Below are 19,807 nucleotides of genomic sequence, written 5' to 3'. Positions count from 1 at the left end.
TTGGCCGAGGAAGCGGGCCGGGCCGCACGAAAAGACGAGGGAAGATCACCGATTGCCTACGGAGGGTGGCGCGGCGGAAACACTCAGGTCGGGCATGGGTGGGTTGAAGTATGGGTCGGTGGCCATCTCCCGGAACACCGCCTGACTCTCCGGGTCGGCGCCGAACGTGCTGTCGTACAGCGGCTTCTGGGTCTGCCGGGCCGCGAAATAGAGCACCGCCTTGATCTGCGGGTGCTTCTTCAGATAGGGACCGACCTCGCGCATCCACTCGGCCCGCTGCCCCGGACGGCCGTCCTGGGTGAGCCCGTACTCGCCGATCACCACCGGCCGCGGGTGCTTCTTGGCGAATGCCATGAAGTGGTCCATCCGGTTGCTGAAGCTGTTCCACTCCGGGCTCGGATAGACGTCGGTGCAGAGCCAGTCGACCTGGTCGTCCCCGGGGTAGTAGTCGGCGGCCCGGCGTTCGGGCTCGGCAAACCCGTCGGCGTGCGGGCACCACGTCCAGGCCGCGTTCGTGACGCCGACCTCGGTGAAGATGGCACGCACATGCTTCCAGGCGGCGACGTAGTCCTCCGGCGAGTGCATGCTGGCGGCCAGGTTCGGCCGGTCCATCTCCCACCGGTAGCGCAGCAGCACCGGCACGCCGAACGCCTTGACGTCCTGCGCCCGCTGGCGGATCAGCGCGTCGTAGACGCCGCTGACCGTCGACCGGGTGTCGGTGCCCTGCCAGGAGATCATCTGGAGCTTGCCCTGGGCCTGGAACGCCCGCTCGGTCGCGCCCGGGAACGGCTCGTTCCACTCGTGGAACATGTGCGCGATGGCGAGCTGGCCGCCGGCTGCCCGGTTGAAGTCGTCCCACGCCGACGCGCGGCCGGAGGCGTTGTGGAACTCGGGCTTCACCCAGGCGCCCACCCAGGCGCCCTTCTCGGGCAGCTCCGGCCCGCGCCCGGTGGTCTGGACCGCGCCCTTGCGCGGCGTCACCGTGGGCGGGGGCGGCACCGCCGAGGTCGCCGCCGGGTCCGGCGACCCGGAGTCGCACGCCGCGACCACCGGCGCCAGACAGGCCAACGCGATCAGGGCCGCCATCGTCCGTCGAAACCCTCGTACCACCGCAACCTCTCCCCAGGATGGTCGCCGGCGCACGGTCGTCGACCCGAGGAGCTCCACCTCAGCGGAGTAGCACGCCGGGTCGGGCTGGCGACTCCTGGCACTCTACCCGTGGACGCGCGCTCACGTGTGGTAGTCGAGTTCGGTCAGGAGCGGGCCGGCCTGTGCCAGCACGTCGGCCAGGTCCTCTTCGGTCAGTCGCTGCCGCCACCGTCCCACCGAGTTGGGCCGGGCCTTGGCGAACCGGGCGTGCAACGCCTCCCGCCCGGCCGGGTCGCCCACCTCCAGGAAGTCGGCGACGACCTCGGCCGCCTCGGCCGGACGGTGCACGACGTCCTCGTAGCGCAGGTGCCGGACCCGGTCCGCGGGCAGCTCGGCGAGCTGGGTCAGCGCGCTGCCGGTGAAACGCCGCCACATCCAGGCGGACCGGCCCAGGTCGGAGACCCGGGTGAACTCGTCGCGCCGGTCGGGCTCCACCCAGAAGCGGGGCGCCGCGCCCCACGGCGTGCCACCCCGGCCGCTGCGCCCGGTGCCCGTGGACGCGGCGTTCAACCAGGGCTGCTCCGCGTGCGACACGGCGACGTCCCGACCGTCCCGGTAGACGTGCAGGAAGACCGCATCCGGGAAGACCTCGGCCAGGAACGGCACGATGAAGCAGTTCTCCGGGTCCTTCTCGGCGAACCGCAGCCCACCGTGACCGGACGCGGCGAGCAGCGCGCCGTAGTAGCCGCGGAAGTAGCGCGCCGCCCGCTGCGGCGTCCAGCTTCCCTCGTAGACGCAGCGGGCGACCGCCTTGGTCAGCCGGGGCTCGTAGTGGTAGGACACGTCCGGCAGCGCCCCCACGCAACTGCCGAGGAACGTGGTGCCGGAGCGCGGGGCGCCGAGGATGAAGATCGGCCGCTCCACCTTCAGCGTGAACTTCCGGTTGGCGGCCTCCACCGGGCGTTCCAGATCCCGGCGTTCCTTGCGGTCGGCAAGCAGACCGACCGCGGCGAGCTTCGCGGCCTTCACAGTGGACAGCCCGGCGTGCGGGGCGAGGGGGGAGTCGCTTGTCATCGAAGGTCCCATCGGGTACGCGGAAACGGGGTCAGGACTTGGCGGCCGGGTCCGCCCCGGCCCGGTTACGGCCGCGGCGCATCGACCGCAGCGCGTCGAGGTGCAGGGTGCGCCGCCAGCGCCACACGCCGGCCAGGTAGGCCGCCGCGCCGACGGCGGTCACCAGCGCGAGCAGCGCCGGCGCGGCGCCGAGCAGACTGGCCACCCCGAGCGGCAGGCCCAACGCGACGACCGCGAGAGCCATCGCGGCCCGGGTGCCGGCGCCGAACGGGTGCAGCCGCATCGACCACCAGAGCTGGGTCAGCGGCACCAGGTTGGTGACCAGGATGGAGGCGGTCCAGGCCAGGGCGGCGCCGAGGATGCCGTAGCGCGGGATGAGCACCAGGTTCGCCACCACGTTGAGCACCGTGCCGCCCATCGCGTTGTAGAACGTCCACGCGGTGCGACCGGCCATGTTGAGCACCATGTCCACCATGCCGCACCCGGTCGCCACCAGCATGGTCAGCGCGAGCAGGACGACGACCCGGCGGCCGTCGGCGTAGCCCTCGCCGAACAACGCCAGCATGGGCACGGCGAACGCCGCGAAGATCAGGTACGCCGGCCAGGAGAGCAGCACCAGCCAGCCGGTGGCGGCCTGGTAGAGCTGCCGGGCCTCGGCCCGGTCGTCGCGGGCGAAGGCGGCGGCGAGCCGGTGCTGCACCGAGCTGGAGAGCGCAACGCTGGAGAGCTGACCCAGCGCCAGGAAGCGGGTCGCGGCCGTGTAGATGGCCGCGTCCGCCGGCCCGCGCAGTGCGCTGAGCAGCACGATGTCCAGCCGCTGCACCACGATCGCGGCCACGCTGCTGACCGCGCGGGGCCCGGTGAACCGCCAGAACGGCACCAGCAACTCGCCCGCCGGGACCGGTCGGGTCACGTGCCGCCCGGCCCGGCCGACCAGCCGACCCAGCCACACCAGCGCGACCACGGCGGCGAGCAGGTAGGGCACCACCCAGGCCAGCGGCAGCGCGACGGTGGCGGAGAGCCCGAGCCAGGCCGCGACCGCCACGGCCAGGAACTGCACCAGGGTGCGGCCGAGCCGCTCCACCGTCAGCAACGGCCGCATCTGGCCGAAGCCGCGGCAGGCCGCGAGCGCGTAGTCGTTCAGCGCCGCCAACGGCACGAACGCCAGCAGGACGCGCAGCGCGGTCACCGCGTCCGGACCGGCCTCCGGCATGGTCGCCCGGGCCAGCGCCGGGGCGGCCAGCCAGCCGGCCGCGCCGAGCAGGACACCGACCACCAGCACCGGCAACAGCCCGACCAGGATCGTGCCCCGGATCTGGTCCCGCCGGTCGAGCGTCCGCTGTCGGCTGACGAAGTAGACGGTACCCACGTCGGTGCCGAGCCGGGCCGCCGACGCGGCGATCATGAAGGCGCTCGTGGCCGCGAAGAACATGCCGGCCTCACGGACCGACCAGCCCCGGGCGATGACGATGTTGAGGCCGAAGCCGGCCACCGCGGCCAGGCCCACCCCGACCAGGTTGGCGAAGCCCTGCCGGGCCACGCCGCCCAGACCCGCGCCCGGAGCCGGCCGGACCGCCGGTAGGACGACGGTGGCGTCGGCGTCCGCCCGGCTCACCGCCGCCACGACGGCACTCGTCCCCACCAGGAGGCCAGCCGCTCGTCGTACGGGGCGAAGTGGTCCTCCAGGCGGGCCCGCAGCTCGGCCGACATCGGCGACCGGGACCGCGAGTTGTGCTTGCCGAAGGCGATGTCCGCCCAGCGGGGAATCTCAAGGAAGTCGCAGACCGCGTCGAAGGAGGGCCGCGGGTCGGCGAAGAAGTCGTCGCTGTCGATGACGTGCAGCCGGTCCCGGCCGACAAGCGCCTCCAGCCGCTCCACCTGCTCGATGTAGCGGCCCCGGGCCAGGTAGGCGTTGTGTTGCAGGTGCTCGCTGTCGTACGCCGGGTCGGCGGTCATCCGCTCCCGCTCGCCCGCCGTCCGCTGCTCCTCCAACGCCAACGCCCGCTCGAAGTCCGCCTCGGTCTCGTAGCCGCGGGCCAGCTCATGCGAGTGCGCCGAGTAGGCCCGCTCCACCGGGTCGCGCAGCAGCACCAGGAGCTTCACCGAGGGCAGGTCCTTGGCGATCCGCTGCCCGGCCAGCGGGTGGAACATGTAGTAGGGGCTCGACTCGCCGGTGATCCCGCGTACGCCGAGCTGCGCCTTCACCGCCTCCGCCTTGCCGGTGGTGGGGAAGTGCCCCAGATACCAGCTCATCCCCCGGCGGTAGTCCATGTCGAAGTAGTGCACGCCCTTGTGGTAGGCGGGCGGCAGCACGCCGGGGTGCTGCGACAGCGTCTTGAACAGCGAGGTGGTGCCACACCGCTGCGCCCCCACGATCAGGAATCCCGGCACCATCCGTGAACCCGCGGTCAACCGACCGACCGTCCGGCTCACCGACTTCACCGCGCGGAGCGCCTGCTCCCTGGCCACCGTCACGTCCCCACCCCTCACTCTCACCCGGCCCGGCGGGCCAGGTGCTCCTCCACGGCGGGCAGCAGCCAGGTGTCGACATGCCCCAGCCGTGCACCCGCCTCCGCCTGCCGGTCCCGTAGATAACGCGCCGCCAGCTCCACCAGGTAGAGCACGGCGACCAGGTCGGCGCGCCCGTCGCCGCAACCGAACGGCGCGAGCGTCCGGTCGGCGCCGGCGATCAGCGCCCGGGCGGCCTCGACCGGCTCCACCCCGTCGTGGCTCATCGCGCCCTGCACCGCCAGGTGCAGCGCGTCGTAGCCGACCGGCACGTCGGACTCGAACCGCTCCCAGTCCCACACCAGCACCCGGCCGTCGGCAAGCACCGCGCTGTTGCCGCCGTTCCAGTCGCCGTGCCAGGCGCCGAAGGCCACCACCGGGTCGGCCTCGGCGACCGAGGCCAGCACCGCGCGCAGCCGTCCGGCCTCCGGCCGGTCACCGAGCGCGTCCACCGCCGAGCCGAGCCGCGCCGCGTGCCCGCTGCCCGCCCACGACTCCTTGCGTACGCCGAGGCAGCCGGCGACCGCCACCATGGCGGCCCGCTCGCCCTCCGCCGCAACGGCCGGCGTGGCCCGGGGCAGCCGCACCGGCAGCGCCTCCTGCACCAACAGCGCGTGCCCGTGCCATTCGCCGTGGTGGCGTACCCCGGCCAGCACGACCGGGCCGAGCGGCACGCCGGCGAGGCGGCGCAGCGCCGCGGCCTCCGCGTGCACCAGGCCGCGGGTCAGCGGGTCGACGCCGAGCTTCGCGTAGCCGAGGGCGCGGCCGTCCGGCGCGAGCAGTTGCAGCACCGGCTTGCGATTGGCCCGCGCCGGCCCGATGTGCAGGCTGACCAGCGCGGGTTCGCCGAGCACCTCGGTCAGGTAGGCGTCCAGCCCGCCGCCGTCGACGACCAGCCGGTCGCGGAACACCAACGGCCCGAGCCCGAACCGGAACGCGGTGGCCAGCCCCTGCCGGACCAGCTTGGCCTTGCGGCCGACCGCCTCGGTGGAGTGCCGCACGGCGCCGGCCGCGGCCCGGCCCGAGCCGGTGGGCACCAGCAACCGCGGCCGGGTGGCCGACGGCACCACGACCCAGCCGGCGCCGCCCCGGCGCAGGGCCGGTTCGGCCGGTTCGGGCCAGATCAGGCCGGCCAGCTCACCGAGGTAGGCGGAACGGCCGTCGCCGTCCGGGGGTACGAGGAACACCATCAGCGGTCACCGGCAGCTTCCAGTCGGGCCCGTAGCCCGGCGATCGTGCCCCGAGGTGGCTCCGGTGCGAGCGCCCGGCGTTGCCGGTCGTTGCGGGCCAGCAGGGCTACCGAGATCAGGGCGTAGGCGAGGGTGGCTTCCAGTGCCCCGTAGGTGAACTGGAAGAAGAGCATCAAAATGATCACGAGCGTACCGGCGATCCCGATCGCGCTGTGGTCGCGCCGGTATCGCCAGAGGCAGTAGAGGAAGAAGCCGTTGTAGGTAAGTGCGCCGACCCAGCCCTGACCGACGAGCAGCGCCCAGAGCTGGCCGTTGCTGCCCAGCTCCCGGTTACCGCACTGCTTGCAGTCGTCGGACTTGCCGATGGCGATGGAGCGGTTGCTGCCGATCAGCGCCCGGTTGCCGCCGTAGCCGAGGATCGGCGAGTGGTTGGCCGCTTTCATCGCGCCCTCGGACAGGGTGGTGCGGATGTCGTCGCTGTGCCCGTTCTGGAGTCGTTCGTCGAAGGTGCGGCCGAGCGGGGTGGCGACGATCAGCACGCCGATCAGCCCCATCGCCAGGGCGAGCCCGCCGAGCACCACCATCCGCCCACGCAGCGCGAGCCGCAGCGCCACGTACGCCGCGGCGATGCCGACGCCGATCCAGAGCCCACGGTTGAGCGAGTAGATGATCGGGAAGATCGCGGCCAGGGCGATCGCCACCCCGGCGGTGCGGCGCAGCGGCTTTCCCAGCACCACCCAGCCGGCGACCAGCCAGACCAGCAGGATCGCGGTGTTCTCCCCCCACGAGTTCGTGTAGGTGAACGGCGCGGACGGTCGGGGCGAGCTGGCCTCCCCCTCGATCACCTGCTGGACCTGGGCGAACTTGACGTCCATCAGCGAGGCGACGAAGGGATGGGTGGCGATCGAGTGCGGCAGGACGAAACGCAGCGGCGCGACGAAGCCGAGGGTCGGGAACAGCGAGCCGATCCAGCCGCCGATCACCACCACCACGCCCATGAACCCGAAGAGCCGGATCATCCGCTGTCGGGACAGCTCCCGCTCGCTGAGGTTGTAGACGTAGAGCATCGCCACGGTCATGGCGACGAAGTTGGCCAGTCGGATGCCCCAGCCGATGTAACGGCCCCCGCCCCCACCGGGCGGCAGCGTGTCCGGGGCGGTGAGCCCGAGCGTCGACGCGGACAGGAACAGCCAGAGCAGCAGGATCAGCCAGATGCCGAAGCCGGGCGGCACCCGGACCGGACCCCGCCGGGCCATCTGCACCATCATCGGCACCGCGAAGATGATGAAGACGAAGCTGGAGACCCCGAGCGCCCACCACACCGGCCAGAGCAGGAAGAGCGAGATCAGCGGCCACGCGGTCGGCAGCCGCCACGACCACCCCTTCGGCCGGAGCCGGACCGGCGGGAGGCGACTCCCCTCGGCCGGCGTCACCGCGCCGAGCGGCACCGACCCCCGCGCCGGGCGGGGTGGGGTGACGGTGCTCATTTCACGGTGACCTTGGCGGTGGTCGGCGCGTAGACCACCCAGGCGTTGCCGGGCTGCGGGTGCAGCAGGTCGCCGCCGATGTCCGCGAGCGTGCAGACCATCCCCAGGCCGGGCTTGCGCCACCGGCCCTTGGCGCTGTTCGGGCCGGAGACCGCCACCACGGCGCCCTCGCCGAAGACGTTCGCCGACGGCAGCGAGCGGTACGACGGCTTCCGCACCTCGAGCGTGCGGTATTCCATGGTCAGCACGATCACCGAGACCGCCGTCACCGTCGTCTTGCCGACCTTGGTCACCCAGAGCGACTTCTGCTTGTCGTACCGCCAGGTCATCGGCGGCCCGCCGGAGACGGTGACGGACAGTTCGGCGGCGGGGGCGAGGTCCCGGGCGGCGAGCGCGTCGCCGTTCGTGGCGTGGTCCAGGGCCGGCGTGGGCGGCTGACCACCCTTCGGGGCGGCCTTGAGCAGCGCGGCCGTGGAGGTGTAGTCGCCGCTGAAGACCTTGCCTCCGTCGTCCGGGGTCACGCCGTCGAGGTCGGAGTTCTCGAACTGGCTGAGGAAGCCGGTCGGGCCGCCGTCGTAGCCGACGAACGGGCGCAGCACCGAGACCGACCGGATGTCGACCGGCCGGATCTCGGTGACCGGCCCGATCTTGGCAGCGTCCCTGGAGTGGAACACCGCGGTCAGGTGCAGCGTGTCCGACTCGGCGAACTCGGCGTAGACCAGGTCGGCGGCGTCCAGGCCGGCCGGGGTGGTGGCGGGGCTCACCCGCAGCGGCACCGCGACCGCCTGGCGGGTCGCCGCCGCCGCCGTGCCGACCGGCGCCCCGGTCAACGGGCCCGCCGGCAGGCTCGACGTCGGGCTGGGCGCGGCCGACGACGTGGTCACGTCGCCCGGGTCCACCACGTTGGCGCCGCCCGGCTTGGGCTGCGGCTCGCTGCACCCCGCGCCGACGCCGAGGACGACGGCCGGTGCGAGGGTGGCGCGGAGCATCTGCCGGCGGTTCACCCCAGGTCCTCGCCGGAGTCGATGGCGTAGCTGCGGCCGTCGCCGCCCTCGCCGCGGGAACGGTAGGTGCCGCCGGCGCCGTTGACCGGCGTCGGCTTGCCCGCAGCGGCCCCCTTGCCGGGGGTCGCCGGCTTCGCCGACCCGGCGGCCGGGCCCGAGCGGGACGACTGCATGCGCGGCAGCACCATGGTCGACTCGGCGGACGGGCCGGGACTCGGGCGGGGCTTGCTCCGGTCGGCCTGGTTCGCCGGAGTGGTCGAGCCGGTCGACGCGGCCGGTGCCGCCGGGCGGGTGGCGCCGCCGGTCGGCGCGGGCAGGCGCGGCGCCAGCACGGCGCCGATCACCGGCGCGTTCACCTGCTCGAACTGCTGGAGAGCCGCGGTGATCTCACCACTGCGGGTCTTGCCGGCCTCGGCCACCACGATCACCGCGTCGACGTACCGGCCCAGGGCCTGGGCCTCCACGGCGTGGGTCGGCTGCGCCGTCTCGATCAGCACGTGGTCGAAGCGCGCGGTCAGCTCGTGCAGGATCTCCAGCAGGCCGGCGACCGGCAGCTCGACCTCCGCGTCCAGGTCGCCCGGGACGAGCACCCGGAGCTGGCCGAGCCCCGGCACCGGGGCCAGCGCCTTGAGTGCCGGCACGTCGCGGCGGAGCACCGAGGCGAGGCTGTGCCGCCCCTCGGCCACCCCGGTGATGCCGCTCAACGCCGAGTCCGGCTTGGTGGTGACCAGTGCGACCTGCGCGCCGGTGCGGGCGTACGCGGCAGCCAGGTTGGCCGCCACGAACCCGGCGGCGGTGCCGGCCGAACCGTCGCAGAGCAGGAGCTGACGGCCGCGCCCGGCCTGGGCCGGCTCGGGGACGGCGGAGAGCAGCACGTTGCGCAGCCGGCCCAGCTCGCGGGAGGCCCGGTGGGTGGCGGGAAGGACGGAGAGCGACGGCACCCGGGAGGTCAGCTCGAGCAGCAACGGCAGGCCGACCCGGTCGGAGATGTCGCGCCCGCGCCGGATCCGGGTGTCGAGCCGGTCGAGCACCAGCGCCAGCACGATGCCGAGCAGCAGGCCGGCCCCCATGCCGCTGGCCAGGTTCAGGGTGCGGTTCGGCGAGCTGGGCCGCTCGGGCAGCCGGGCGTCGGAGATGATCTCGCCAGGGTCGGAGTCGGTGGCGACCAGCGGGCTGAGCCGGTTGTTGAGCCCGCTGAGCTGGTTGGTCAACACGCTGCGGTCGGCCTCGGCGCGCTCCCGCTCCGGCGAGTTGGACGGGGACGCGGCGATCCGACCGGCGACCGCGCTGAGCTGCTTCTGCACGTCGGCGATCTGCTGCTTGAGCGCGTTCGTCTCGGTTTCCAGCGCCTTCTGCGCGGTGGCCTTGCGCAGGTCGAGGTAGGCCTGGGCGAAGGCGTGCGAGCCCGCCTGTGCCTGGGCCGGGCTGCCCGCCTCGTATGCCACCTGGAGGATCTGGCTGTTCGGCGGGACGTTGACGGTCACCGACTTGACCAGCACGTCGCCGCCGGTGTCGACCTTCATCAGACCCTTGGCCCGTTCGGCCACCACGAGTGAGCGGACCACCTGCGCCTCGGTGTCAAGGTTGACCTTGGCGTTCGGATTGCTCTCCGCTCCGGAACCGAGCGGGCGCACCAGCAGCGACGTGGTCGAGGTGTAGCGCGCTTCCTGGAGCGAGCTCACCGCCAGGCCACCGCCCAGGCCGAGGACGGCGGCGAGCAGCAGGATCCACCAGCGGCGGCGCAACCAGCCCAGGTAGGCCATCAGGGCAAGACCGTCGGCGTCGCTCTCGGCCAAATGGGGTGAGGGCATCAGAGTCTGTCGCTCCCTTTCGACCGAGCCGGGCAGTCCACGGCACAGCTGGAACTGACCGTGACTTCGAGTGTCCCCGATCCGAACGTTGAGGGAAAGTCTGCTCACGTTCCGGTAAGCCTGCCCGGGTGTGGGCAGCCCGCGTAGAGATGGCCGATCGGAACTGGCCATTCGGGCGGGTACCCGGCGGTGGGCCCGACCTGCCCGCGGGTAGTCGACGTCGCCGCCGGCTCACGTACGGAGCGGTGACGGAATCCTGACACATCCGTCGCGGCGCGGTCGGCCCGGCCCGGCCCGGCGGCGTCATGGGCGCTGACCTGCCGAGTCGCACCGCCGACCGGATCCCGGCGACGGGATTCCCGGGGCGACCCGACCGGTGGCCGGGATCCGTCCAACAGGCCCTTCAGTTGTCCATGGGCACGCCAGTAGGTTGTCATGGCGCGTCCGAGGGGCATTCACGTAAATCCGGACGCGGTCGCATGCGTACGGGAGGAAACGTTGTGGTGAGCGGGTCAACCGAAGGCTCGGGGCAGGTCCTGCTGGTCGGATCCAGTGGCGGGCATCTGGCCCAGCTCCTGGCCCTGGAGCCCTGGTACCGGGAGCGGCGCCGGGCGTGGGTCACGTTCGACACGCCGGACGCCCGGTCGTTGCTCGACGGCGAGGAGGTGGTCTGGGCGCACCACCCCACCACCCGCAACGTCAAGAACCTGGTCCGCAACGCCTTCCTCGCGCTACAGGTGATCCGCCGCCGCCGGGTGGACGCCGTGGTCACCACCGGGGCCGGAGTCGCCCTCCCGTTCGTGGTGGCGGCCCGGCTGCGCCGGATCCCGACGGTCTACATCGAGGTGTACGACCGGATCGACAGCGCGACGCTCACCGCCCGGCTCTGCCGGCCCTTCCTCAGCGCGATGCTCGTGCAGTGGGAGGAGCAGCGCCGGATGTACCCGGAGGCGACCGTCGTGGGGAACCTCCTCTGATGGGGCACATTCCGCAGCAGCGGGACCGACGGTCCGCGCCCTACGTGCTGGTCGTGGTCGGCACCGACGTGCACCGCTTCGACCGCCTGGTGGGCTGGCTGGAGCGCTGGCACGCCGCCCGGCCCGAGGTCCGGCTGGTCCTCCAGTACGGGCACAGCCGCACGCCGGCCCTGCCCGAGGCGACCCCGTTCCTCGGCCACGAGGAGCTGCAACGCGCGATGGCCGAGTCCACGCTCGTGGTCAGCCACGGCGGCCCGGCCACCATCACCGAGGCCCGGCGCACCGGCCACCTGCCCATCGTCGTGCCCCGCGACCCGGCGCACGACGAGCACGTCGACAACCACCAGCAACTGTTCTCCCGGCGGCTGGGCGCGGCCGGCATGGTCCGGCTCTGCGAGTCGGAGGCCGAGCTGCGCGCCGCCCTCGACGAAGGGCTGGCCGATCCGGGCCGGTTCGCCCTGGCCGCCGACCCGGGACGCCCCGACCCGCGGGCCGAGGCGGTCGCCCGGGTCGGCGCCGTGATCGACGACCTGGTGGCCCGCCGGGTCCGCCAGCGGGCCGGCGGGCGGCGCGGATGAGCGCCCCCGCACCGGCACAGCCGCGCGTCCTGTTCGTCGGCGGTCTCGGCCGCAGCGGGTCCACCCTGCTGGAGCTGCTGCTCGCACAGAGCCCCGACGTGTGCGCGGTCGGTGAGGTGGTGCACCTCTGGGAACGGGCGCTCGGCGCCGACGAGCGGTGCGGCTGCGGCGAGCGGTTCACCGCCTGCCCGTTCTGGCACGAGGTCGGCGAGCAGGCCTTCGGCGGCTGGTCCGCGGTCGACCGGGACGACGTGCTGGCACTCAAGGACCGGGTCGACCGGACCCGGCACATCCCCCGGCTGGCGAAGAACACGCTCGCCCCGGAGCAGCTCGCCGACGTCCGACGCTACGGCGACCTCTACACCCGGATCTACCGCGCCGCGCTCGCGGTGACCGGGGCGCGGGTGGTGGTCGACTCCAGCAAGCACGCCTCGCTCGCGTTCGCGCTGAGCTGGGCCGACGGGCTCGACCTGCGGGTGCTGCACCTGGTCCGGGACAGCCGGGCGGTCGCATACTCCTGGGGCAAGCAGGTGCGCCGGCCCGAGGTGGTGGACGGCGAGGACTTCATGCCGACCTTCTCCCCGTTCGAGGTGAGCAAGCTGTGGACCGCGCAGAACGCCGCGTTCCACCTGCTCGCCGCGCGGGCGAAGGTGCTGCGGCTGCGCTACGAGGACTTCACCGCCGACCCGGCCGGCACCGTACGCCGGCTGCGTGAGTTCACCGACCTGCCGGACGACCCGGCGGCGCTGCGCATCCTGGCCGGCGGCCCGGCGGCGGACACCGCCACCGAGCCGGCCGCGCCGTTCCGGGCGCACAGCGTCGCGGGCAACCCGCTGCGGTTCAGCGGCGGTCCGCTGACGGTACGGCGGGACGAGGCGTGGCGGGACCGCCTGCCGCGCCGCAGCCGGGCCGTGGTCAGCCTGGCCACGTTGCCCCTCCGAGTCCGCTACGGCTACCTGGGCCAGCGGGGTTCCGACGATTCCGTGGAGAGATCATGAGTGGGCCGAGCATCTCGGTGGTCGTACCGACGCGGGACCGTCCGGAGCTGCTGCGCGCGGCGCTTGACGCCATCCTCAGCCAGGCGCATCCCGGCCTGATCGAGGCGATCGTGGTCTACGACCAGTCCGAGCCGGACCGGTCGTTGGAGACGGATCGGGGCGACCGGCGGATCCGGGTCATCACCAACACCCACAGCGCCGGCCTGGCCGGGGCGCGCAACACCGGCATCGAGGCGGCCACCGGCGACTGGGTGGCGTTCTGCGACGACGACGACGAGTGGCTGCCGGGCAAGCTGGCCGCCCAGTTCGGCGCGCTCGACGCCCACCCCGACGGCGCGCTGGTGAGCTGTGGCATCCGGGTCAGCTACGACGACCGCACGGTGGACCGCTCGCTGGACCGGGCCCGGATCACGCTCGAGGCGCTGCTGCGGGACCGGCTCACCGAGCTGCACCCGTCCACCTTCCTGATCCGCCGGGCCGCGCTCGTCGACGCGATCGGCCTGGTCGACGAGCAGATCCCGGGCAGCTACGCGGAGGACTACGAGTTCCTGCTCCGGGCCGCCCGATACGCCCCGCTGGTCAACGTGGAGAGTCCGTACGTGCTGGTCCGCTGGCACAAGCGGTCCTACTTCGCGCAGCGTTGGGAGACGATCTCGACGGCGTTGCAGTGGCTGCTGCGCCGCTATCCCGAGTTCGCCACCGTCCCGCACGGCGAGGCGCGGGTGGCCGGCCAGATCGCCTTCGCGCAGGCGGCCATGGGCAACCGGCGGGACGCGGTCCGCTGGGCCCGGCGCACGCTGGCGCGCAATCCGAAGGAGCCACGCGCGTACCTGGCGCTGGCCGTGGCGAGTCGGGCGGTGCAGGCCGACCGGGTGCTGCGCACGCTGCACAAGCGCGGCCGAGGCATCTGACTGGGCGGGGCTCCCGGGGGCAGTCGCCCCGGGGAGCCCCGGCGGTGCTCACTCCTGCTGGATCCGTTGTACGCCGTACGGGCCGATCAGCATATTGACCCGTGGGCTCCCCCACCGCTCAGGTAGGCGTCGCTGAACCAGCCTTCCCGGCTAGTCCCGGCAACCCGGCCGTACGTCCACGTCGTGATCCCGTTGACCGTGCTTCCGTACGTCCAGCAGTGGTAGTAGATCATGGTGTTTCGGCTGACGTAGTCGTAGGCGTCGCAGCTCGTGTAGGGCCCGGATCGGCGGGCCAGACTGGACGCGGTGACGTAGCCCGACTCGTCGGAGTAATTGTGGTGGCCATAGCTGCATGCCGACGCCGTGGTGGGCGAGCCGTTGCCTTTCGCCGTTTCGGCGTGGGCCGGTCCACTGAGGCCCAACATCAGCACGAGCAGGGTCGCGACGGCCACCGTCAGGTGCCCGGTCCTTCTGGAAAGTGTGCGCATTCCCCGTTCCTCTCTGCGCATTGCCTCACCGGGCGGTAAGGCCTTTATGCCGGGGAATCTACGCCGCTATTTTTATTCGGACGGCCCCGCTATATGATCTTCGAAATCGATCAAGCGTTGACCTCCGATTTCTTCGGGAGCACAATTTCGTTGTCACGAGTTCAGTCGGATGTCGGGCAGTCTGGTCCTCTCCCCGACACGGACGTGATCTCCGCCGAGCAGGTCGGCGGAGATCACGTCCGGATGTCAGTACACCCGCTCAGGCCACGCAGAACGCCTTCCACGCCTGGATGCTCGGTTGGTCGAGCAGCCGGAAGTCACCCTGACTGACGGTCTGGTTGTAGTACGCCACGAACTCCGGCCGCTGGCCGTTGAGATAGCCGGTCATGGAGCGGATCCAGGTGGCCCGCCCGGCGCCCGAGTCACCGGGCACCAGGTCGCTGCCGGTCTCCGCGACACCCCACGGCTTGCCCAGCGCCTTGGACTTACTGATCATCGCGCCGTAGATCTCCTGCGGCGAGGCGTACCGATTCCACTTCTTGCCCCAGTTGTAGCAGTCCCAGCCGAGCGTCTCGATCACGTCGCCACCGGGGTAGTACGAGTCGAAGCTGCGCTTGGACTTCGGGTCGAGCGTCCAACACATCAGGATCAGCGTGTTGATCAGCTTCGGGTTGTTCGCCCGGGCGGCGAGACCGGCGACCCGCTTCCACGCGGTCCGGTACGCGTCCGGCGTGAACGAGCCGCGCTCGACGTCGTCCTCCGGCTCGTGGAAGTAGGACCAGTACACGTTGTGGTCGCGCGGGATCGAGGCGAACCAGGAGGCCAGGCGGGAGTCGTGCTTGCCGGAGTTGATCTCCTGGGGTGCGGCCTTGAACGACACCACCACGGTGCGGTCCACCACGTCGGCGCGACTGCCCGACCAGGCCGGCGGCAGGCCGGGGAAGAAGATCCGGGCCATCTGGAGCTTGCCGAAGGTCCGGTCGGAACGGCTCAGCGCCTGCCCGAAGCTCTCCCCGTTCTGCACGCCGATCGACGCGCCGGGCAGCGTCAGCCGCGTACCGCTGAAGCCTCTGCCGGCGCCCGGGACGGCGGACGCCGACGCCTTCGCGTCGGGCTTGCCGCCGAGGCCCTGTGCGGCGCTCGGGGGCGCGGACCCGGGCTTGGCCGGGGCGCCCAGGCCGGCCGACGGTTTCGGCCTGCCAGCGGCCGGCACCTCGCCGGCCTGCGGGTTCGTCGCGTCGGGCCGCAGCGCGGCCACCGCGACCCCGCCGCTCGCCACGGCCAGTGTCACGGCCGCCGCGACCATCATGCGCCAGCGCGGCCGGGAACCACCGGGCGGCGGGCCCGGGGCGACCGGCGGGTGCGGCGGACGGCCGGGGCCGCCGCCGGCCGGCCGCGGCTCGGCCGGGGCGTCCACGAGCGGCGGCCCGGTCAGCGTGGCGGTCGCCGTCGCTCCCTGGCCCCAGGCGGCGCCGTCGGCCGAACCGGTCCAGCCGGTGCCGTCGGTCGGTCCGGTCCAGCCGGTGCTGTCGGTCGGTCCGGTCCAGCCGGTGGTGTCGGCCGGTCCGGTCCAGCCGGCGCCGTCGTGGGGTGCCGGCCCGGCCGGCGGGCCCCAGCCGGCTGCGGACCCGGGGCCGTCCGGCGCCCAGTCGGCACCGGCCCGGTCGGGCCCCGGCCACCCCTGGTCGGGGCCCGACCAGGGGTGCTCCGGATGGTTGTGGCCGGGCAGCTCCCGATCAGGCCAGGGCAGGTCACCGCGGAAATCGGCCCGGGCCGCTGGCGAAGCCTCGGCGTCGGGCCAGGGCAGCGTGGGGCTGCCCGACTGGCGCGAAATGTCCTGCCCCGGCCACAGGCCGGTAGGCTGCCCGAAGGCAGTGTGCGGGTCTCGGTCGGCCGGCATGGCCCTCCCTGGCTGTCGGCGGCCCGGGTGGTCGGGCTCAGGTCGGACGCGCATTGCCATCCGACGATAACCCGCATTCACCCCGGCCGTACGTACCGTCACTCTCAGCCGAACGCCTCACCCCGGTCACCGGTGACGGCCGAAGCGGGCATCTCGACCCCGGTCCGGGCGATCGCGTCGAGCAGTCGGTCGGCCAACTCGGGGCGGCAGACCAGCAGATCGGGCAGGCGCGGGTCGGCGCGGTTGTAGCGCAGCGGCGACCCGTCGATCCGGGAAGCGTGCATGCCCGCGCCCAGCGCCACCGCCACCGGGGCGGCACTGTCCCACTCGTACTGTCCGCCCGCGTGGACGTAGGCGTCAACCTCGCCCGTCACCACCGCGCAGACCTTGACCCCGGCCGAACCCATCGGCACGGCCCGGGCACCGAGCATCTCCACCAGCTCGCCCACGAACGCCGGCGGCCGGCTGCGGCTCACCGCGATCCGGATCGGCCCCTCGGTCGCCTTCGGCGTCGGGCAGGTGGTGCCGAGGACCACCGGCGTACCGTCCACCGTGGTCCGGGCCGGCATGCCGACCGCCCCGGCGACGAGCACGCCGTCGGGCCCGGCGGAACGCTGCCAGAGCGCCACGTGCACCGCCCAGTCGTCCCGCCCTTCCTCGGAGAACTCGCGGGTGCCGTCCAGCGGGTCGATGATCCAGACCCGGTCCGCCTCGTGCCGGGGCGCGCGTTCCCCGTCCGCCCAGGCCCGGCGCGCGTCGGCCTCCTCCTCGGAGAGGACCGCGTCCGCCGGCCGCCAGCGGGCCAGCGCCGCGGTCATCAACTCGTGCGACGCGCGGTCGCCGGCATCCTTGAGCGCCTTCGGGTCGGCGAAGCCCTGCCGGTCCCGCAGCGCGGTGAGCGCCACCCCGGCCTCGGCGGCCAGCCACTGCGCGAACCGTTGGTCGTCGAGTCGTCCCGTTTCGTCCTCGGTCACGAGCCCCATCCCTGTCTCGCGGGTCTGCCGACCCGTCATCCTGCGGCGGCGGTGTCACCCGCGCCAGCGTCCGGTCGGATCGTAGACAGCCGCGAGTCGGCCTCGGTTTCCCGTCGACCCTCGTCGACGCCGGTGACCGCCCGCATGTTGAACTTCGCGTGTATCGCGGTCGGAGCCGCCGGGCCAGGCCCTAGGCTCTGCGCATGACCGCCGAGCAGCTGATCTCCTTTGCCCGTGGGGCTCCCTCGCTGGACATCGTCGATGTCGAGGGGCTCAAGGCCGCCGCCGTCCGCGCCTTCGACGCCGATCCCGCCGGGGTCACGGCGTACGGCACGTCCGTCGGCTACCCGCCCCTGCGGAAGTGGATCGCCGAGAAGCACGGCGTCGAGGCCGACCAGGTGCTCGTCACGAACGGCTCGTTGCAGGCCGACGCGTTCCTCTTCGACCACCTGGTGCGGCGCGGCGACGCGGTGGTCGTCGAGCGCCCGACGTACGACCGCACGCTGCTCAACCTCCAGCAGATGGGCGGCGAGGTGCACGGCGTGACCATCCAGCCGGACGGCCTGGACACCGCCGAGCTGCGCAAGCTGCTGGAGTCCGGGGTCCGGCCACGGCTGGCCCACGTGATCCCGAACTACCAGAACCCGGCCGGCGTGACGCTCTCCCTGGAGAAGCGCCGTGAGCTGCTGGACCTGGCTGCGGAACACGAGTTCACGATCTTCGAGGACGACCCGTACGCGGACATCCGGTTCCGGGGCGAGCCGCTGCCCTCGATGCTGTCGATGGACAGCCGGGGCGTGGTGGTGCACGCCTCCAGCTTCACCAAGACGGTCTGCCCGGGGGTCCGGGTCGGTTACCTGGTCGGCCCGGCGGAGCTGATCGCGGCGATCGCCAAGCGCGCCACCAACCTCTACATCTCGCCCGGCATGGTGGCGCAGTCGATCGTGCACCAGTTCTGCGTGTCCGGGGCGATCGAGCGGTCGATCCAGACGGTCCGCACGGCGTTGGGCGAGCGCGCCGCAGTGCTGGCCGAGTCGCTGCGCCGGCACATCCCCGAGGCCCGGTTCGTCGAGCCGGACGGCGGCTACTTCCTCTGGGTCGAACTGCCGGCGGACGTCGAGGTGGACCGGCTGGCCCCGGCCGCCGCCGAGCGGGGCGTCGCGGTGGTGAAGGGCAGCGACTTCATGGTCGACGGTGGCCGGCACGCGCTGCGGCTGGCGTACTCCGCGGTGACGGCGGACCGGATCGACGAGGGCGTCCGGCGGCTCGCCGAGGCGATGGCGGCCGTCCGCGGCTGATTTCTGTCGGAAATCCGACAGAACTGCTCTGTGGGCTGGCCCGGGTCTCCCGCCCGGCCGGCCCGCGGCCCACAATGCTGCGAGCGCCGCTCACCTTTCCGGTGTTCGGCCCGCACCCCGGGTGGCCGAGCCGTCCGGCCGGGCCGGCGGCGTGCCCAGCATCACTCCCGCCCCCAAGGGGTGCCGGGTGGGCCGCGTCGCCCCTCACCCCCCTGACGCGGCCGGCCCGCCCGGCGCTCGCTCCGACCGGCGTAGCCTGCAAGCCGCAGCTTCGTGGGGAGGAGGCGAGAGATGACGGACCGGGTGGCACGCGACCGTGGCGCCGGACAGGCCGGCGACCGGGCATCCAGGACACGCGCCTGGGCCGCGCCGGTACGCGCCATGTCCCGCATCCTCAACGCCGACGGCTCCCCGCGTACGCCCCAGCCGGCCCGCCCCGGCCGCAGCGGGATCGTCGACTGCGGGCTCTACGTCGACGGCGAGCGCCGCCCCGGCCACCCGCAGTACGCCGAAGCCCTGGCCGCCGCCCGCCGGGAACGGGACGGGTTCGTCTGGCTCGGCCTGCACGAGCCCGACCTGACCGAGATGACCGAGATCGCCGCCACGTTCGGCCTGCACGAGCTGGCCGTGGAGGACGCGGTCAAGGCCGAGCAGCGCCCCAAGCTCGAACACTTCGGCGAGACCGCCTTCCTGGCGGTACGCACCGCCCGCTACTGCGAGCACACCGAGCTGACGGAGAACTCCGAGGTGGTGGAGACCGGTCAGGTGATGCTCTTCATCGGGCCGAACTTCGTGATCAGCGTGCGGCACGGGGACGCCTGCCGGCTGTCGCCGGTCCGCGCCGACCTGGAGGAGAAGCGGGACCTGCTGCGGCAGGGGCCGTGGGCCGTCGCGTACGCGATCACCGACCGGGTGGTCGACCTCTACCTGGAGGTCGCCGACCGGCTGGAGGACGACCTCGACGTGCTGGAGGCGGACGTCTTCGACCGGCAGAGCAGCGGCCGGATCCAGCGGATCTACCAGATGAAGCGGGAACTGGTCGAGTTCAAGCGGGCGGTGGTGCCGTTGCAGCGACCGCTGCTCACCCTCACCTCCCAGGCCAACCGCACGGTGCCCCACGAGGTGCGGCGCTACTTCCGGGACGTGCAGGACCACCTCAGCCGCTCGGTCGAGCAGGTGAACTCCTACGACGACCTGCTCAACTCGATCCTCCAGGCCCGGCTGGCCCAGGTCACCGTCGACCAGAACAACGACATGCGCAAGATCGCCGCCTGGGCCGCCATCGGCGCGGTGTGGACGGCGATCGCCGGCATCTACGGCATGAACTTCGACAACATGCCCGAGCTGAAATGGACGTACGGCTATCCGGGCATCTGGGCCGTCAACCTGGTCCTGTCGTTCGTGCTCTACCGCTGGTTCCGCCGCAACGGCTGGCTCTGACCGCGAGCCGACCGGCGGGGCGCGGAAGCGCCGGTCACGCGGGGCGTACCCGCGTGACCGGCGCTGCTCCGACGGCCGGC

Annotated in this window: 17 protein-coding genes; 6 read left to right on the top strand and 11 right to left on the bottom strand. The window is 72.9% G+C overall.

The genetic code is table 11. From position 1 onward, the window contains the following. Positions 1-45: 45 nt before the first annotated feature. From O7619_RS03190 to O7619_RS03155, 8 genes are all read right to left on the bottom strand, one after another. The gene (locus O7619_RS03190; protein WP_282285575.1) at positions 46-1,086 is read right to left on the bottom strand and encodes a glycosyl hydrolase; all 1,041 of its coding nucleotides are present in this window, start codon (positions 1,084-1,086) and stop codon (positions 46-48) included. Between the two features lie 144 nt (positions 1,087-1,230). After that, positions 1,231-2,163, bottom strand: a complete 933-nt coding sequence (locus O7619_RS03185; protein ID WP_282285573.1) for a sulfotransferase — start codon at positions 2,161-2,163, stop codon at positions 1,231-1,233. Between the two features lie 31 nt (positions 2,164-2,194). Then, positions 2,195-3,787 carry a polysaccharide biosynthesis C-terminal domain-containing protein gene (locus O7619_RS03180; RefSeq protein ID WP_282285572.1) on the bottom strand — a complete coding sequence of 531 codons (1,593 nt, stop codon included), beginning with the start codon at positions 3,785-3,787 and terminating at the stop codon, positions 2,195-2,197. Then, a complete protein-coding gene (locus O7619_RS03175) occupies positions 3,775-4,638 on the bottom strand; it encodes a sulfotransferase domain-containing protein (RefSeq protein ID WP_282285571.1) in 864 nt (287 codons plus the stop codon). Before O7619_RS03175 ends, O7619_RS03180 begins: the two co-directional genes overlap by 13 nt. Positions 4,639-4,655: 17 nt before the next feature. Further along, positions 4,656-5,861, bottom strand: a complete 1,206-nt coding sequence (locus tag O7619_RS03170) for a hypothetical protein (RefSeq protein ID WP_282285570.1) — start codon at positions 5,859-5,861, stop codon at positions 4,656-4,658. Then, on the bottom strand, positions 5,861-7,348 hold the full coding sequence (locus tag O7619_RS03165; protein WP_282285569.1) for an O-antigen ligase family protein: 1,488 nt from the start codon (positions 7,346-7,348) through the stop codon (positions 5,861-5,863). Before O7619_RS03165 ends, O7619_RS03170 begins: the two co-directional genes overlap by 1 nt. After that, positions 7,345-8,352, bottom strand: a complete 1,008-nt coding sequence (locus tag O7619_RS03160) for a DUF3048 domain-containing protein (RefSeq protein WP_282285567.1) — start codon at positions 8,350-8,352, stop codon at positions 7,345-7,347. Before O7619_RS03160 ends, O7619_RS03165 begins: the two co-directional genes overlap by 4 nt. Further along, complete coding sequence (locus O7619_RS03155) at positions 8,349-10,163, bottom strand: Wzz/FepE/Etk N-terminal domain-containing protein (protein ID WP_282285566.1); 1,815 nt, start codon at positions 10,161-10,163, stop codon at positions 8,349-8,351. Before O7619_RS03155 ends, O7619_RS03160 begins: the two co-directional genes overlap by 4 nt. Before the next feature lie 479 nt (positions 10,164-10,642). Between O7619_RS03155 and O7619_RS03150 the strand changes: the two genes are divergently transcribed. From O7619_RS03150 to O7619_RS03135, 4 genes are read left to right on the top strand one after another with little or no spacing between them, the layout of a single operon-like run. Then, positions 10,643-11,140: a UDP-N-acetylglucosamine--LPS N-acetylglucosamine transferase gene (locus O7619_RS03150; protein ID WP_282285565.1), complete on the top strand. Its 498-nt coding sequence runs from the start codon at positions 10,643-10,645 to the stop codon at positions 11,138-11,140. After that, a complete protein-coding gene (locus O7619_RS03145) occupies positions 11,140-11,718 on the top strand; it encodes a glycosyltransferase (RefSeq protein ID WP_282285564.1) in 579 nt (192 codons plus the stop codon). Before O7619_RS03150 ends, O7619_RS03145 begins: the two co-directional genes overlap by 1 nt. Beyond that, positions 11,715-12,716, top strand: a complete 1,002-nt coding sequence (locus tag O7619_RS03140) for a sulfotransferase (RefSeq protein ID WP_282285563.1) — start codon at positions 11,715-11,717, stop codon at positions 12,714-12,716. Before O7619_RS03145 ends, O7619_RS03140 begins: the two co-directional genes overlap by 4 nt. Beyond that, positions 12,713-13,627, top strand: a complete 915-nt coding sequence (locus O7619_RS03135) for a glycosyltransferase family 2 protein (RefSeq protein ID WP_282285562.1) — start codon at positions 12,713-12,715, stop codon at positions 13,625-13,627. Before O7619_RS03140 ends, O7619_RS03135 begins: the two co-directional genes overlap by 4 nt. 86 nt (positions 13,628-13,713) lie before the next feature. Here the strand turns inward: O7619_RS03135 and O7619_RS03130 are convergent, their stop codons facing one another. The 3 genes from O7619_RS03130 to O7619_RS03120 all read right to left on the bottom strand — a co-directional run bounded on the left by O7619_RS03130 (position 13,714) and on the right by O7619_RS03120 (position 16,998). Beyond that, positions 13,714-14,115, bottom strand: a complete 402-nt coding sequence (locus O7619_RS03130) for a hypothetical protein (RefSeq protein WP_282285561.1) — start codon at positions 14,113-14,115, stop codon at positions 13,714-13,716. A 259-nt stretch (positions 14,116-14,374) separates the two neighbouring features. Next, positions 14,375-16,015 (bottom strand): hypothetical protein, encoded by a 1,641-nt coding sequence (locus O7619_RS03125; protein ID WP_282285558.1) that lies wholly within the window; start codon positions 16,013-16,015, stop codon positions 14,375-14,377. A gap of 104 nt (positions 16,016-16,119) precedes the next feature. Then, positions 16,120-16,998: a 3'(2'),5'-bisphosphate nucleotidase CysQ gene (locus O7619_RS03120; protein ID WP_282285556.1), complete on the bottom strand. Its 879-nt coding sequence runs from the start codon at positions 16,996-16,998 to the stop codon at positions 16,120-16,122. Between the two features lie 194 nt (positions 16,999-17,192). On the opposite strand from O7619_RS03120, the gene O7619_RS03115 reads away from it, so the two are divergent. Together O7619_RS03115 and corA are read left to right on the top strand one after the other, a co-directional pair. Beyond that, entirely contained in the window at positions 17,193-18,287 is a 1,095-nt protein-coding gene (locus tag O7619_RS03115) for a PLP-dependent aminotransferase family protein (protein ID WP_282285553.1), read from the top strand. Positions 18,288-18,578: 291 nt separating this feature from the next. Next, a complete protein-coding gene (gene corA, locus O7619_RS03110; RefSeq protein ID WP_282285551.1) occupies positions 18,579-19,727 on the top strand; it encodes a magnesium/cobalt transporter CorA in 1,149 nt (382 codons plus the stop codon). The last annotated feature ends 80 nt before the right edge of the window (positions 19,728-19,807 follow it).

It is taken from the genome of Micromonospora sp. WMMD998 (assembly GCF_029581235.1).
GTDB lineage: Bacteria > Actinomycetota > Actinomycetes > Mycobacteriales > Micromonosporaceae > Micromonospora.
The sequence above is the reverse complement of the archived record's forward strand: the minus strand, read 5'-3'. Positions and strand labels throughout refer to the sequence as shown.

Bases quoted from the DNA above. Each gene is read 5' to 3' on its own strand.
- O7619_RS03155 (WP_282285566.1), bottom strand. From the start codon at position 10,163: ATGCCCTCACCCCATTTGGCCGAGAGCGACGCCGACGGTCTTGCCCTG.
- O7619_RS03185 (WP_282285573.1), bottom strand. From the start codon at position 2,163: ATGACAAGCGACTCCCCCCTCGCCCCGCACGCCGGGCTGTCCACTGTG.
- O7619_RS03140 (WP_282285563.1), top strand. From the start codon at position 11,715: ATGAGCGCCCCCGCACCGGCACAGCCGCGCGTCCTGTTCGTCGGCGGT.
- O7619_RS03130 (WP_282285561.1), bottom strand. From the start codon at position 14,115: ATGCGCACACTTTCCAGAAGGACCGGGCACCTGACGGTGGCCGTCGCG.
- O7619_RS03115 (WP_282285553.1), top strand. From the start codon at position 17,193: ATGACCGCCGAGCAGCTGATCTCCTTTGCCCGTGGGGCTCCCTCGCTG.
- O7619_RS03190 (WP_282285575.1), bottom strand. From the start codon at position 1,086: ATGGCGGCCCTGATCGCGTTGGCCTGTCTGGCGCCGGTGGTCGCGGCG.
- O7619_RS03165 (WP_282285569.1), bottom strand. From the start codon at position 7,348: ATGAGCACCGTCACCCCACCCCGCCCGGCGCGGGGGTCGGTGCCGCTC.
- O7619_RS03170 (WP_282285570.1), bottom strand. From the start codon at position 5,861: ATGGTGTTCCTCGTACCCCCGGACGGCGACGGCCGTTCCGCCTACCTC.
- O7619_RS03145 (WP_282285564.1), top strand. From the start codon at position 11,140: ATGGGGCACATTCCGCAGCAGCGGGACCGACGGTCCGCGCCCTACGTG.
- O7619_RS03125 (WP_282285558.1), bottom strand. From the start codon at position 16,015: ATGCCGGCCGACCGAGACCCGCACACTGCCTTCGGGCAGCCTACCGGC.
- O7619_RS03135 (WP_282285562.1), top strand. From the start codon at position 12,713: ATGAGTGGGCCGAGCATCTCGGTGGTCGTACCGACGCGGGACCGTCCG.
- O7619_RS03150 (WP_282285565.1), top strand. From the start codon at position 10,643: ATGCGTACGGGAGGAAACGTTGTGGTGAGCGGGTCAACCGAAGGCTCG.
- O7619_RS03120 (WP_282285556.1), bottom strand. From the start codon at position 16,998: ATGGGGCTCGTGACCGAGGACGAAACGGGACGACTCGACGACCAACGG.
- corA (WP_282285551.1), top strand. From the start codon at position 18,579: ATGACGGACCGGGTGGCACGCGACCGTGGCGCCGGACAGGCCGGCGAC.